Origin of the sequence: Pedobacter sp. MC2016-14 (assembly GCF_020991475.1) — a bacterium.
In the GTDB taxonomy this organism is placed as follows: domain Bacteria; phylum Bacteroidota; class Bacteroidia; order Sphingobacteriales; family Sphingobacteriaceae; genus Pedobacter.
Genome location: NZ_JAJMPA010000001.1, coordinates 2,946,889 through 2,961,396, shown reverse-complemented (window position 1 = coordinate 2,961,396; position 14,508 = coordinate 2,946,889). Strand labels below are relative to the sequence as shown.

Annotated in this window: 11 protein-coding genes; 5 read left to right on the top strand and 6 right to left on the bottom strand. The window is 40.8% G+C overall.

Annotated elements, in window-relative coordinates; all coding sequences use genetic code 11:
* Positions 1-10 precede the first annotated feature (10 nt).
* The 3 genes from yidC to LPB86_RS12245 all read left to right on the top strand — a co-directional run bounded on the left by yidC (position 11) and on the right by LPB86_RS12245 (position 6,085).
* Positions 11-1,831: a membrane protein insertase YidC gene (gene yidC, locus LPB86_RS12255; RefSeq protein ID WP_230644187.1), complete on the top strand. Its 1,821-nt coding sequence runs from the start codon at positions 11-13 to the stop codon at positions 1,829-1,831.
* A gap of 170 nt (positions 1,832-2,001) precedes the next feature.
* Positions 2,002-4,788, top strand: coding sequence for a prolyl oligopeptidase family serine peptidase (locus tag LPB86_RS12250; protein WP_230644185.1), 2,787 nt, complete (start codon positions 2,002-2,004; stop codon positions 4,786-4,788).
* Between the two features lie 25 nt (positions 4,789-4,813).
* The gene (locus tag LPB86_RS12245) at positions 4,814-6,085 is read left to right on the top strand and encodes a nucleoside recognition domain-containing protein (RefSeq protein WP_230644183.1); all 1,272 of its coding nucleotides are present in this window, start codon (positions 4,814-4,816) and stop codon (positions 6,083-6,085) included.
* Positions 6,086-6,094: 9 nt separating this feature from the next.
* Here the strand turns inward: LPB86_RS12245 and LPB86_RS12240 are convergent, their stop codons facing one another.
* The gene (locus LPB86_RS12240; protein WP_230644181.1) at positions 6,095-6,346 is read right to left on the bottom strand and encodes a hypothetical protein; all 252 of its coding nucleotides are present in this window, start codon (positions 6,344-6,346) and stop codon (positions 6,095-6,097) included.
* Positions 6,347-6,516: 170 nt separating this feature from the next.
* Positions 6,517-6,885, bottom strand: coding sequence for a PleD family two-component system response regulator (locus LPB86_RS12235; protein WP_230644179.1), 369 nt, complete (start codon positions 6,883-6,885; stop codon positions 6,517-6,519).
* A 139-nt stretch (positions 6,886-7,024) separates the two neighbouring features.
* Here LPB86_RS12235 and LPB86_RS12230 point away from each other — a divergent pair, with 139 nt between their 5' ends.
* Positions 7,025-8,395, top strand: a complete 1,371-nt coding sequence (locus tag LPB86_RS12230; protein WP_230644177.1) for an exonuclease domain-containing protein — start codon at positions 7,025-7,027, stop codon at positions 8,393-8,395.
* 59 nt (positions 8,396-8,454) lie between these two features.
* Here the strand turns inward: LPB86_RS12230 and LPB86_RS12225 are convergent, their stop codons facing one another.
* From LPB86_RS12225 to LPB86_RS12210, 4 genes are all read right to left on the bottom strand, one after another.
* The gene (locus tag LPB86_RS12225; protein ID WP_230644175.1) at positions 8,455-9,816 is read right to left on the bottom strand and encodes a hypothetical protein; all 1,362 of its coding nucleotides are present in this window, start codon (positions 9,814-9,816) and stop codon (positions 8,455-8,457) included.
* A 35-nt stretch (positions 9,817-9,851) separates the two neighbouring features.
* The gene (locus tag LPB86_RS12220) at positions 9,852-10,880 is read right to left on the bottom strand and encodes a preprotein translocase subunit SecD (protein WP_230644173.1); all 1,029 of its coding nucleotides are present in this window, start codon (positions 10,878-10,880) and stop codon (positions 9,852-9,854) included.
* 98 nt (positions 10,881-10,978) lie between these two features.
* Positions 10,979-11,407 (bottom strand): hypothetical protein, encoded by a 429-nt coding sequence (locus LPB86_RS12215; protein WP_230644171.1) that lies wholly within the window; start codon positions 11,405-11,407, stop codon positions 10,979-10,981.
* Between the two features lie 136 nt (positions 11,408-11,543).
* Positions 11,544-11,810, bottom strand: a complete 267-nt coding sequence (locus LPB86_RS12210; protein ID WP_230644169.1) for a DUF3253 domain-containing protein — start codon at positions 11,808-11,810, stop codon at positions 11,544-11,546.
* A 162-nt stretch (positions 11,811-11,972) separates the two neighbouring features.
* Here LPB86_RS12210 and uvrA point away from each other — a divergent pair, with 162 nt between their 5' ends.
* Positions 11,973-14,498 (top strand): excinuclease ABC subunit UvrA, encoded by a 2,526-nt coding sequence (gene uvrA, locus LPB86_RS12205; protein WP_370632809.1) that lies wholly within the window; start codon positions 11,973-11,975, stop codon positions 14,496-14,498.
* Positions 14,499-14,508 lie beyond the last annotated feature (10 nt).

The following is a 14,508-nucleotide window of genomic DNA, read 5'->3' as shown; positions in this document are numbered from 1 at the left end:
AACGACAATAATGGATAGAAATACGTTTACAGGATTATTCCTGATCATGATCGTTCTTGCTGGCTTTTTCTACTTTAATAAGCCATCAGAGGCCGAAATGAAGAAAGAGCGCGAAATACAGCGGATAGATTCTTTAAAAAGAGCCGGCGTAAATCCGGCAACAGAAGAGAAAGCCAAGGATACAACTACTGCTTTAATCAATGCTGCTCCCGCACTGGATTCTGCAACCCTAACAGGTCCTTTTGGAGCTAATTTAACAGGTACTGCCAGCACTAATGTACTGGAAAATGAAAAACTTAAAGTAACCTTTACAAATAAAGGTGGTAAAATAGCTTCTGTACAAATCAAAGGACAGGAATCGTACCACGGAAAGCCAGTTGTTTTATTTGATGGCGACCAAACCAAGTTTGGATTGGAATTGAATGTGAACGGTAAAACAGTAAAGACAGACGACTTGTTTTTTACGCCTTTAATCAGTGATTCTGCTTTAACGATGCGTGCTACTTATGGCGCTGGTAAATTTATAGATTTCATTTACAGCTTGAAAGCCAACAGTAACAATCTAGTTTTTAATGCTAACCTTATCGGCTTAAACCAGGTAGTACAAGGCAATTCAATTGTATTAAATTGGCAGGGTATTTTAAAAGAGCAGGAAAAATCATTAACCAATGAACAACATTACTCTGCACCTTATTATAAGTATGCAGATGAAAACCCTGACCATTTAAATTTTGCTAAGGATGAAGATGTAGCACTTACAAAAGGTAAAGTAGAATGGTTTGCCTTTAAGCAACACTTTTTCTCAGGCGTACTGGTACCTTCAGTTCCTTTTGAATCCGGAGATCTTTCGGTTAAAACCCTTACAGATCCTGGTGTAGTGAAATGGTATTCTGCCCGTATGAATTTACCTTTCAATCAACTGGCAGCACAAAACTATAGCATGAGCTTCTATTTCGGCACCAACAAGTTCGCTGAATTAAAAGAACAGGGACATGAAATAGAGAAATTGGTTGAAATGGGCTACTGGCCATTAAAATACATCAACAGGTTTGTGGTATTGCCGGTGTTCAACTTCCTTGAAGGTTTTGGTTGGAACTATGGCTTAATTATCCTGGTTTTAACCATCCTGTTAAAACTGGTGTTATCGCCCTTAACTTACAAGTCATACATCTCTATGGCTAAAATGCGGATTCTTAAACCAGAAATGGACGAGATTAAAGCTAAAGTAGGAGAAAGCAACCCAACATTACTACAACAGGAGTATTTAAAACTTTATAAACAAGTAGGTGTAAACCCATTGGGTGGTTGTTTACCCATGTTACTGCAGTTGCCAATTGTTATGGCCTTCTTCTTCTTTTTCCCTAACCTTTTCGAATTAAGGGGACAAAGCTTCCTGTGGATGCATGATCTTTCTACGTATGATGATTTCATTAAATTTGGTGTACATATTCCATTCCTTGGAGATCACTTAAGTTTAATGTGTATCCTAATGACGGTTTCAACCCTAATCTATACCTATTTTAATAACCAGGTATCTGGTGCAACCGGTCAGATGAAATATATTGGTTACATCATGCCAATTGTATTTTTGGGTGTACTGAACGATTATCCTTCAGGCTTAAACTACTATTATTTCTTAGCCAACATGCTCACATTCGGTCAGCAGTTCTTAATTAAAAGCATGGTCAATGACGAAAAAATACATGCTACCTTAAAAGAGAACAAAAAAAGACCTGAAGAAACGAAGAAAAAATCAAAGTTCCAGGCTCGTTTGGATGACTATATGCGTCAGCAAGAAGTGAACAAGATCCAGGATAAAAAAAATAAATAATCCTACATCAATCGATTAAACAGAAAAAGCACCTCATGAAGGTGCTTTTTCTGTTTAATAACCTTTCCTTTTAAACAATTTGTAATAAAAACGCTAAACAATCCCCAATTGTGCTAAAAATTTACAATTTTTAGGTTTGAATCTTTTGATCATATAAATCAGCCACAAACATGCAGGGAAAACTAGTATTATTATTTCTTTTCATTACAGAATTAGCTTTCGCACAAAAAAAACCACTCAACCATACTGTTTACGATTCCTGGGAAAATACAGGACTAAAAAAACTGTCAGATAACGGGCAATGGACGGCCTTTACCATCGTTAAACAAGAAGGCGACGGTATCCTGTATTTTAAAAACGTAGTTAATAACGCTGCGTTTAATGTACCAAGGGCCAGCAATGTACAGTTCACTGCCGACAGTAAATTTGCGGCCTTTCTCATCAAACCTACTTTTCAAGAGGTTCGTACGGCAAAAATTAAAAAGAAAAAACCAGAAGAACTGCATAAAGACACACTTGGTATCGCAAACCTGCTGAATTCAACCGTGCTAAAAATTGCAAAAGTTAAATCTTTCAAAATTTCCGAAAATGGCTCCAGCCACCTGGCTTACCAACCAGAGCCACAACAGGATTCTACTAAAAAAAATAAAGGTACGGAGGCTCCAACTAAAACAGAGGGGACAGACTTAATTGTCCGTAACTTTTTAACCGGAAGCCAGCGTACTTTTAATTATGTAAACGACTATCAGTTCAGTAAAGATGGCAAGTTGCTTGTACTGGCCTGCACAGGCAGCAAAAAAGATAAAGCAGCTGTCCAGGGTGTTTTCCTTTATAATACAGAAAAGGGAACCTTAAAGACTTTGGTTAAAAACAAAGGAAATTTCAAAGGATTCATTTTTGACGAAGACAGTGAACACCTGGCCTTTCTTGGCGAAAGCAGTCCCGAAAAAGCAGAAATTAAAGATTATAGCATCTATTATAACTCACCTAGTTTAGATACCGCACAAGTATTGGTAGATCGGGAAATCACCGGTATGCCGGCCAAATGGGCGGTTAGCGGAGATGGATTGCTAAGTTTCAGCAAAGATGGGGAAAAGCTTTTTTTCGGTATCGCCCCTATAAAAATTGCAAAAGATACCACCCTGGTAGATTTTGAACATGCTAAACTAGACATATGGGGTTATAAGGATGACTACCTGCAACCCATGCAATTGAAAAATCTGGAAAAGGATTTAAAAAGAAGCTTCCTTTCGGTGATCAACATTTACAGCAGCGATCCTAAAATTATACCCTTAACGGATTTAAAGATTCCCGATGCCAGTATCGTCAATGAAGGTCTTGCCAGTTATGTGCTGGCCTCTACAGATGCTGGCTACAGGTTAGAAAGTCAGTGGACCGGAGAATCCTTCCGTGATTATTACCTGTCTGACCTCAAAAACGGGACAAAGAAAAAAATCCTTTCTCGGGTAAAGGGCGCAGTGGCCTCTCCCGGGGGCAACTACATCATCTATACAGATGGTAAAAACCAGGGCATCTATACCTATGCCATTTCCTCAGGCAAAACTACGCAGCTCAATGATGGTATAAATGTCAAGTTCAATGATGAAGAAAACGATGTACCTGCAGAAGCCAGACCCTATGGTATTGCTGGATGGACAGAAGAGGACAAATCGGTTTTGATCTATGATAAATATGACATCTGGTCTTTTTCGCCCGATGGCAAAACCGCTGCAAAAAACATCACTAATGGATTTGGCAGACAAAATGGTTTAACTTTTCGCTACCAAATTGTAGATCCGGAAGAAAGGTTCATTACAAAAAAAGAAGCCATCTGGCTTACTGCTTTCAATCGTGCAAGCAAAGAAAATGGCTTTTATCGTAAAAATATATCCGACAACAAAAATCCAGAACGCATTGTAATGGGGCCATTCCATTACTCTGAACTTGTAAAAGCTAAAAATGCAAATCGCTACTTATACGATAAAAGTAATTATACGAGTTCACCAAATATTTTTACTTCTGCAGATTTAAAAACAGAAGTTAAGCTAAGCAATACCAATCTTCAGCAACAGAACTACAATTGGGGAACAGCAGAACTTGTAAAATGGACGACTCCTAAAGGACTTGCTGCAGAAGGCATTTTGTACAAGCCAGAAGATTTCGATCCTACAAAAAAATACCCGATGATCGTTTATTTCTACGAGAAACTAAGTTCGGGTTTGTATGATTATATTGCTCCCGCACCCACCCCATCCAGACTTAACATTTCTTTTTTTGTAAGTAATGGCTATCTGGTATTTGCTCCGGATATCAGTTACGAAATTGGTTATCCTGGCAAATCTGCTGAAGAATTCATCAATTCCGGCGTTGAAAGCTTAAAAAAGAACAGTTGGGTTGAGGGATCAAAAATAGGCATACAGGGACAAAGCTGGGGAGGTTATCAGGTTGCCCACCTCATTACCAGAACAAATATGTATGCTGCAGCATGGGCGGGTGCACCGGTAGCAAACATGACTTCTGCCTACGGTGGTATTCGTTGGGATAGTGGAATGAACAGACAGTTCCAATACGAGAAAACCCAAAGTCGCATAGGTGCCACACTTTGGGAAAAACCTGAATTATATATTGAGAACTCACCATTATTTTCTTTACCTAAAGTCAACACACCAGTAGTAATCATGTCTAATGATGCAGATGGTGCCGTACCATGGTATCAGGGGATTGAGATGTTTACAGGATTAAAAAGATTAGGTAAACCGTCATGGCTGTTAAACTACAATAATGAAGCTCATAACCTGATGCAACGTCAAAATAGAAAAGACATTCAAATCAGGGAGCAACAATTTTTTGATTATTATTTAAAAGGTGCAAAAGCCCCAGTTTGGATGACGGGCGGGATCCCTTCCACAGAAAAAGGAAAAAGCTGGGGATTTGAGCTTACGGATGATAAACCTTAAATTACAGGCCTAAACAAATAAACTAATGGCATTAAGCAGAATCTGGTCTGCATTTATTATCGTTGCAATACTAGTTGCGGCAATTAAATGCTTCTTTTTTGGACAGTCTGATATTTTTAACTGGATGGTTGTTGGAAAATCCGGAGATGAAGGTAACCCCTTAAAAGTTGACGGCGTAATCGAAACTTGCTGGACAGCAGTAAACATTTGTTTAAAGCTTGTTGGGATCATGGCTTTGTTTATGGGCTTTATGAGTATTGCAGAAAAAGCTGGTGGCATTCGTATGCTGTCAAAAATTATCGGCCCGTTTTTTTCTAAGTTGTTTCCGGAGGTTCCAAAAGGACATCCTGCAACGGGACATATGGTCATGAATTTTTCTGCTAATCTTTTGGGTTTAGACAATGCGGCTACACCATTCGGCTTAAAAGCAATGGAAAGTCTTCAGGAACTAAATCCCAATAAGGATACGGCCTCCAATGCGCAGATTATGTTTCTATGCCTCCATGCCTCAGGACTGACCCTAATTCCAGTGAGCATTATAGCAGTACGTGCGTCATTAAACTCGGCCAACCCAACCGAGATATTTATCCCATGTATGATTGCCACCTTCGTAGCCACCGTTGCGGCTATGCTCATTGTATCTTTTAAACAGAGGATCAACATTCTTCAGCCTGTTATCTTATCCTGGATACTAGGCTTATCCGCAGTTATTGCAGCAATGGTTTTATACCTTACCAGTCTAAGCAGTACTGGTCTTCAGTCCTTTTCCGGAATATTGAGCAACGGTATTTTACTGCTCATCTTTCTTTTGATTGTACTTGGCGGACTTTACAAAAACGTAAATATATTCGATGCTTTTATTGAAGGTGCTAAAGGTGGATTTGATACTGCCGTTCGGATCATCCCTTATTTGGTTGGGATGCTTGTTGCCATCAGTTTACTTAGAACGAGTGGCACATTTGATCTTGTGATTAACGGGATGAAAAGTGTTTGCGCTTTTCTGGGTGCCGACACCAGATTTATAGATGGAATACCAACCGCATTGATTAAGCCATTAAGTGGCGGAGGTGCAAGGGGGATGATGATAGATACGATGACTGTACATGGTCCGGATTCGTTTGCAGGACGTTTGTCTAGTATTCTGCAGGGATCATCAGATACTACTTTTTATGTTATAGCCGTGTATTTCGGAGCGGTAAATATCAAAAATACAAGATATGCCGTAGGCGCTATGCTCCTGGCAGATCTTGTAGGCGTTTGCACTGCCATAGGCTTGTGCTATTTATTCTTCGGCTAGAGTTATAGTTTACACTCCCGGCGAAAGTTCGCTGGTATGTGTGGCCAAATGGCCTATAATCCTGTCCAACACTCCGGATTCAATAGCGACATGCTTAGATGAACGCCAGGTTGCCGTATTGTCTATCCATACGCAAAAAGAATGATAGCCATCTACCATCACTGCATAAGTTTCATGGAAATCATCATGGATCCGCATACAGAAACCTTTAATAGGTTTACCCTGTACATCAAACTGAAAGTTTAGATAATTGCTTAACATAATTTATATCTGGTTATTTTAAACCATACAACAAAACTAACGGACGAATGTTTAGCAATCCTCAATTTTGTAATATGTAATTGTTAATTCTAGTTTATTTATAATTCCACTATTATGAACTATTGCGGTAGGCAGCTGGTAAAATCATATAGTATTTAGTACAGTAGTACTCAGACGGCCAATTGAACCCCTACCATTTTTACCAGGTTATCAATGTCAAATGGTTTAGGTAAAAAATCATTAGGTGAGCCCGGGAACTGAAGCAAGCTTTGTAAATTATGACTTGCGGAAATCATGATCACAGGGATATTTTTAAAAATTGAATGGCCTTTAATAGACTTACAAATGTCCCTTCCGTCCATTCCGCCCAGCATTACATCCAGTAAAATTAAATCTGGCTTAATTTCATCTATGCGGTCCATCACCCCCTCTCCTGTATTTAATGTGTCCACTTCATAACCTTCGTCTTCAAGAATTATTTTGATGACCTCTAGAATGTCGTTATCATCGTCTACAGCAAATATTTTTTTAGGCTTCATTATAACCTCTGCAAAGCCATTAACATGCCAAATTCAAACCATACAAGATAAAGTTGTAGCTAAAAAACCTGGATTTAAATTTAAATGAATATTATACTAAAATAATTAGCATATTTGCAATCATCTATCCTGATCAAAAATGTTGTATGCTGTTGTAGATATAGAAACCACCGGTGGATATCCCGCTGGAAATGGGATTACAGAAATTTCCATACTGATCCATAATGGAAATGAAGTAACAGACTCTTTTGAAACACTCATCAACCCGGGCCAGTGGATTCCAAAACACATCGAAGCGCTCACAGGTATTGACAATGAGATGGTTGCTGATGCACCTGCTTTTAGCGATGTAGCTGAAAAAATATACCATCTTTTATATGACAAAATATTTGTAGCACACAATGTTAATTTCGACTTTTCCTTTATCAGGCACCAGCTGGCTTTATGTGGTTATGAATTACAATGCAAAAAATTATGTACCGTAAGGTTAAGCCGTAAACTTTTACCAGGTCATTTATCATACAGTCTGGGTAAACTCTGTACCTCACTAGGCATCGAAATCAACAACAGGCACAGGGCTGGCGGCGATGCGGCAGCAACTGCCATTCTATTGACCATGCTTTTGACAGCAGACGATACCGGTATCATTACACAAGCCTTAAACCGTGGTTCAAAGGAACAGGCCCTTCCCCCAAATCTTCCTAAATCTGCAATAGAACGATTGCCTCAAAGCCCTGGTGTCTACTATTTTAAAGACCATAAAGGGGATGTGATCTATGTAGGAAAAGCCAAAAACCTTAAGAAGAGGGTTTGCTCTCATTTTACCGGCAACAATACCAGCAGACAACGACAAGATTTTCTGAAAAACATTTACCATGTAGATTTTGAAATCTGCGGTACTGAACTCATGGCCTTTATACTGGAAGCAGCAGAAATTAAACGCCTTTGGCCGGAAAACAACAGGGCCATGAAACGCCCCGAGCAAAAATATTGTCTTTTCTCTTTTGCCGATCAAAAAGGTTATATGCGCCTTGGGATTGAGAAACACAAACCATTCATTACACCTTTATTTAGTTTTAACAGCATCCTGGACGGACATAATTTATTAAGGAAACTGATCAAAGATCATAAACTTTGTGAACGGTTGTGTTTCATTCAGAAAAACAGATCGGCCTGTACAGGGCACGAATCTGGTCACTGTAGTGGTGCTTGTATTGGCGAAGAATCTTCCGCCGCATACAACGTTCGTGTTAAATTTGCCATAAAAGATCTTAAATCAATGCTGCCTTCTTTTGCATTGATTGATGAAGGCCGAAATAGTGAAGAACAAAGCTGTTTATGGGTTCAGGAAGGGAAATTCTGCGGCATGGGGTATATCTCGCACTATAGTGATGTAAATGACCTCCCGGGCTTAAAATCGGTTATACAGCCCTACCCCTCTAATGATTATATCCTAAACCTCATTATGACTTACGCCGATGCTCATCCGGAAAAGAAACTGAGTATTTAGATCCTGGATTAATCCAAGTTTCAGATGTCTGTGCCGTGTTAAATTGGTAATAAAAAAGGCTAATTATGCAGTGCGATAAGTGTGCCGCAGCTGGTCCAGATACTATATATCAATCCAAATAACAGACAATACAAAAGGATATCTGTCTCTTTTCTCAGATTGATCCAGAATACAACAATAGACATCAGCGGGCAGGTTACCATGAAGATAAAAACAATTGTAGCCAGCGTTACAAAAAAATCCTGATTATAATCCATGAGCAGTATCCGGATGCCAAAATGTATAAGCCAAACAAAAATTGGCGAAATGAAGCAAAGCAACCATTTCCAAACCTGTTTAAGCTTGAGCTGTTCGGGAAATGTACTGCGGAAATTACGAATTAACAATAAAATGGTAACAGCTACAAGCAAAACAAGAATTCCAATCTGGATATATTTAATTCGGATCGTATCAGCGCGCGTATTGACGCTACCTGAAGAAACAAGCTTGCCGCGGCTATACTGCTTAACGCTGGTTCGTTCTCCATTGACAAATGTTTGTATCAATACTTTTGTACCACTGCTGTCCCTGGTGGTCCAGGTGGAGTCTTCCAGTCCCATTTTGTAAAATCCCTCTATAATTAGCTGACTATTTTTTGTTCTGCTGAACCTGCCATCCAAACGCCCGCCATTAAACCTTAAAGCATCGGTACCCCAAGCCGTATTGATGGCAAGATTTGTCACTTTGCCAGGGGGAATCAGGCTTGTGCTGTCTGAGATCTGCTCTCGGATAGCTTCATCAAGATCTTTAACGGAGCGGTTCTTATTATAATCATCAGCCATGACTGGCTTTGCGATAAACATTTGATTGACTTCAACAACGAGCAACGAATCTTTTTTGTAAAATTCAAACCCTTCATATAGGCTGGGATCTGGTAATACAGTACTGCACAACAGCACATACTGCGGCTGATCAAATGATTGGATATACCTTTGCTGAGTAGTGGCACAGAATGAAAAAATAGCAACAGCCCCGATAAACAAAGCGCTTAAGCGTGTTAATAAAGAGTTTACAACAATTACTACCTTCGGATTGGTTTTTATATAGAACCAGCCCAGCAGTAACATCGATAAGGCTATCAGATCGGTTGCATCCACAGTCCGCTGAATGCTAAAGATGGTATTTACCTGTTCAATAAATCCTGACGCGTATTCGCTTTTCCACCAGACAAATAGTAGTCCGGTAAAGACAAAGACCCATATTTTTTGACGAGGAAAGACCGCTGACCAGAAAATCGGAAAAATAAACAATCCGCAGAAATCGGAAAGTTTCCCGGTAAGCATATTATGAAATGTTGCTTTAAGCAAAAAGTCGTTAAGGATTAACAACGCAAGGCAACAGATGAAAAGCGGCGACAATAAATGTCTTAAACGGTGATGCATGCTTATTGAATTTTATGTCTCTATTACTGGCGACTTTAAGGTTTTACTGGTGGTAAAACAACAGGTATTTGCTCATGTTGAATTTTATATTCGATAAAGCCATTGTACTTGTAGGATAGCTCTGCTCCTTCACCGCATACCGTGAAAAATAGGCTTTTAGCCAGATGTGTAACATCAATTTTGAATTCGCTCTTTGACTTTGGGGCCAACTTCTGGTATTGACGCAAGTAGCTTGGGTCATTGTATTGGTCTTGCATGTAGCGACTCTTGTTTTCCTTTGCTTCCAACGCAGTGTAAAGATTTTCTTTTTTATCATACACATACCTGGCTGTTTCTGGTTTAGGAAAAGTGTTATAATGCTGATTTGCATAAATAACATCCTTATTAAACCTTTTTTCCTGTTCATACTGGCTTTTCAGATCCAGGACTTCCTTCCACTGCTGCTCTCCCTTATCTTGTTTTTGCTTAAGATAGCCCTTTTCACCCCCATAGTTGGAGAGTTTGATGACTTCTCCTTTTTCAGTAGCAACAATGATGGCCACAAAGTCTTCATACTCTCTTTTGGTGGCATTATGCACAAAGATAAAGTCGTTATAACCTGCGTTATTTACGTAAGAAAAAGAAGTGTTGACTGAAGAAGTTGACCTGTGGAATTCAGGGGGAAGAGCAGCTAATGTAAATTCGGCTAGTTTTCCAGATTTAAGGTATACAAAGGGAGCATCAAAACAGTTGGCGTTTTCATTAAACACAGGCCTTATGCTGTCATTGGCTAGCTGTGCATATGTTTTACTTCCACGCTCAAAACCAATGAAGTTAATTCTGGCACCTGTTTTTAGAGAAGGGTTATGGTGCGCAAAAACCTCAAACAGTTCCTGACGATCAGCAGAGAAAAGCAGTTGGTCTTTTTCGAAACGATAGGTACCAAAAACCAAGGTAGCATATCCATACAATAGATAAGTACCGTCTTCAAAAAGCACAATACCTGAACTGTTACCATAACGACCAGCATATTTTTTATACCTGGAATCTTTCGGATTTTGTTGCTGTGCGGATGTTGAAGTCATAAAGAAAAGAATACCAAATAAACTCAGGACAAAAAATAAAGTAATTTTACACGGCTTGTACGTTGACATAAACTTGGCTCATAAGATATAATCGTTAGCTAATAGTTTCTAAATTCATTCGCTTTAGCTGCAATGGCACCTTGAAATTGTATCAGCTGTTCTTTGTTAGCGGTTATGGCTTCAATTTTAAATGGATAGCTAACCTGTTGATTAGCGCTGGTCCACTTGCCCGAAACCTGGCTGCCGGATACTATTCCGAAAAAAATACCCGAGAAATTTGGTGTGGCCTGCTCAACTAAAACAATATTGCCGTCCTTATTTCTATATCCGTTTAATAACAGGTATCCCTTTTGACCGTCATATTTATAGGCACCAATAATCGGATCAGCATTTGTGCCTTCCTCCAGCCCTTGTAAATAGAGACTGATTTTAATCGAATTGTTTAAGGTTCCCTTGAAAAGTTTCCCTGTTTGTGCAAATGTCTGGGATGTTAAGCCGAAAACCAAAAGTATAATTAAAATGCGCATATTTTGAAGTTGAATGTTAATGAAATTTGAAAACTGGTATTTAGCGACAATTATTGGACATGCCTTACTATTTTAACAACTTTAAAGGTTTATAGTTTTTTTTTAGAAATCCTACTCAAAAAAGTAAGCATCGCCACTAAACAATCTTTATACGGATAGGTTCCTTAATATGCTTTACATCTATGACCTTTCCCTTTTGGGTGATGCTTACCTTATTTTGTTGATGTAGGGCTAAAGCAGCATGAACCACCTCCGTCATATGTTTTCGCCAGTCATTAGGAAATAACATGCGGGCAATTTCAGAGGGGCAAGTACTTTTTTCAGCACCCCGCTGGGTTGCAACTGTTAGAATTGCTGCTGATAAATCTACAATCAAAGCGCCTGTGTGTTTTTCTTGTTTCATATATCTCAATATTAATGGATGAAGGCTCCATGCCCTTCAACAGATCATTCAGCTAAACAACTGTGGCGAAACATTGTTGATGACAAAGCATGACAAGTCAAATAATCAAAGATAAGTTTTGTGGTTATTCTGGGATTGCAACAATTCTAATCAAAATCAAGGATGCATAGTATGGAAAACAAAGGTTTTGTAATTGTAAAAGGTGCCAGAGAACATAACCTGAAAAATGTAAGTTTAAGCATCCCAAGGGATGCTTTTGTAGTTTTTACCGGTGTATCAGGCTCCGGTAAATCTTCACTGGCCTTTGGGACGCTATATGCCGAGGCACAGCGGAGATACCTTGAATCCGTTTCCCCTTACGCCCGTCGTCTGTTCAATCAGATGGCCATTCCGGAGGTAGACGAAGTTGAAGGTCTGCCACCTGCGATTGCCCTCCAGCAGCAGCGGGGCGCATCCAATTCCAGGTCATCGGTTGGAAGTGTGACTACTTTGTCTAACCTGTTGCGAATGCTGTACTCGAGGGCAGGAGATTATCCAGAAGGCCAGGAGATCATCTATGCGGAGGGTTTTTCTGCAAACACTCCTGAAGGTGCATGCCCGCAGTGCCACGGTATTGGCCGGGTATACGAAGTAACAGAAAAATCAATGGTTCCCGATGATTCCCTGACGATCAGGGAAAGGGCAATTGCGGCATGGCCTACAGCCTGGCAGGGACAAAATCTCCGGGATATTCTGATTACCCTAGGCTATGAAGTGGATACACCATGGAGAAAACTACCTAAAAAAGACCGGGACTGGATCTTATTTACCGACGAACAACCCGTAGTCCCGGTATATCCTCGTTTTACCGCCGAACAGGTGAGAAAGGCCATTGCAAATAAAATGCAGCCAGACTACATGGGTACATTTACCGGCGCAAAAAAATACGTTATGCAAACCTTTGCCGATAGCCAGAGCCAGCTTATGAAAAAACGAGTGAGCCAGTTTATGCTCAGTGCGCTCTGCCCGCTGTGCCAGGGCAAAAAGCTCCGGAAACAATCACTAAGTGTAAAATTCGATGGTAAAGACATCAGCCAGATGCACGCTTTGTCTCTGGACGAGTTACATGCTGTATTCCAGAGGCATGCCAGAGCCGATAATGAGTTTAATAAAACTAAAGAAGCTGCGCATCCGGAGAAAGGCATGGTGACCCAGCGCATCGCTGAAGACCTGGTATCTAGACTGGAGACCATACTTGATCTCGGTTTGGGCTACCTGAGCCTTGATAGAAGTACACCCAGCCTTTCTCCGGGTGAACTTCAGCGTCTGCGGCTGGCTACGCAGATCCGGTCTAATTTATTCGGGGTTGTTTATGTCCTGGATGAACCATCCGCCGGATTGCACCCCGCGGATACCCAGGCTTTATTGAGAGCGCTTGATAAACTTAAGGCTGCTGGCAACTCACTATTTTTGGTGGAACATGAAATTGACGTGATCCGTCACGCTGAGTGGATTGTAGATGTGGGCCCTGGTGCGGGCGAAAATGGCGGACAAATCCTGTACAGCGGTAAGCCTGAGGGGCTCAAATACATCAAAAATTCCCAAACTAAAGACTATATCTACCATCAAAAAAATACTATTAATGAACATCCACGTGCGCCTTCAGCATGGCTAAAGCTGGAAGGTCTGAACCGCAATAACCTCAAGAACCTGAGTGTAGAATTTCCACTTGGTGTTTTGACCAGTGTAACCGGTATCTCCGGTTCCGGTAAAAGCACATTGGTCAGCCAGGTACTGGTGACATTGGTTTCGGCAGCAATAGGACAAAAATCTGCTGATACACCCGATGAAAGCAGCGCTGATCTATTGCAGGAGCAGCCGGGACAGATGGAAGGAAAAATCACCGAAGGGGTTAATCAGATCAAAAGACTGGTTCAAGTGGATCAAAAGCCGATAGGCAGGACACCACGATCTAATTTAGCGACCTATACCGGTCTGTTCGATCCCATACGAAAACTCTTTGCAACTACGCCAGCAGCCCGGAAGCGGAAATACGATGCAGGTCGTTTTAGTTTTAACGTTTCGAAAGGCCGCTGTCCACATTGTCAGGGGGAAGGCTTTGTTATGGTAGAATTGCTATTTTTACCAAGCGTGTACAGTCCCTGTCCGGTCTGTAAGGGAACACGGTATAATGAAGAAACCCTGGAAATTGAATATAACGATAAAAACATTGCCGAAGTCCTTCAGATGAATGTAGACCAGGCATGGGACTTTTTCAGCGAAGATGCCACACTTGCACGCGGGCTGAATATTGTCAGGCAGGTCGGATTGGGCTATTTAAAGCTGGGACAGCCTGCTACCGAACTTTCTGGTGGTGAAGCGCAGCGCATTAAACTGGCTACGGAGCTTCAGCGCAACCAGCAGGGTAAAACGCTTTACATTATGGACGAACCTACCACTGGCCTGCATCCGGCCGACGTAGAGAAACTGATGGTTCAGCTCAATTACCTGGTAGACCAAGGCAATACCGTTATTCTGGTAGAGCATGACCTTTCTGTGATCGCCGCCAGCGACTGGATTATGGAAATCGGCCCCTCGGCTGGAGCAAAGGGCGGCAAAGTGGTATGCAGTACGGCCCCCCGGCAGTTCCTTACATCTGGCAACACCCGTACGGCGCCTTTTCTCGCTGCTTACCTGGATCCATCTTAGAGTTTTTACA

Excerpts from the sequence above, each read along its gene's own strand:
- yidC (WP_230644187.1), top strand. The coding sequence starts at position 11 with ATGGATAGAAATACGTTTACAGGATTATTCCTGATCATGATCGTTCTT.
- LPB86_RS12250 (WP_230644185.1), top strand. The coding sequence starts at position 2,002 with ATGCAGGGAAAACTAGTATTATTATTTCTTTTCATTACAGAATTAGCT.
- LPB86_RS12245 (WP_230644183.1), top strand. The coding sequence starts at position 4,814 with ATGGCATTAAGCAGAATCTGGTCTGCATTTATTATCGTTGCAATACTA.
- LPB86_RS12240 (WP_230644181.1), bottom strand. The coding sequence starts at position 6,346 with ATGTTAAGCAATTATCTAAACTTTCAGTTTGATGTACAGGGTAAACCT.
- LPB86_RS12235 (WP_230644179.1), bottom strand. The coding sequence starts at position 6,885 with ATGAAGCCTAAAAAAATATTTGCTGTAGACGATGATAACGACATTCTA.
- LPB86_RS12230 (WP_230644177.1), top strand. The coding sequence starts at position 7,025 with ATGTTGTATGCTGTTGTAGATATAGAAACCACCGGTGGATATCCCGCT.
- LPB86_RS12225 (WP_230644175.1), bottom strand. The coding sequence starts at position 9,816 with ATGCATCACCGTTTAAGACATTTATTGTCGCCGCTTTTCATCTGTTGC.
- LPB86_RS12220 (WP_230644173.1), bottom strand. The coding sequence starts at position 10,880 with ATGACTTCAACATCCGCACAGCAACAAAATCCGAAAGATTCCAGGTAT.
- LPB86_RS12215 (WP_230644171.1), bottom strand. The coding sequence starts at position 11,407 with ATGCGCATTTTAATTATACTTTTGGTTTTCGGCTTAACATCCCAGACA.
- LPB86_RS12210 (WP_230644169.1), bottom strand. The coding sequence starts at position 11,810 with ATGAAACAAGAAAAACACACAGGCGCTTTGATTGTAGATTTATCAGCA.
- uvrA (WP_370632809.1), top strand. The coding sequence starts at position 11,973 with ATGCATAGTATGGAAAACAAAGGTTTTGTAATTGTAAAAGGTGCCAGA.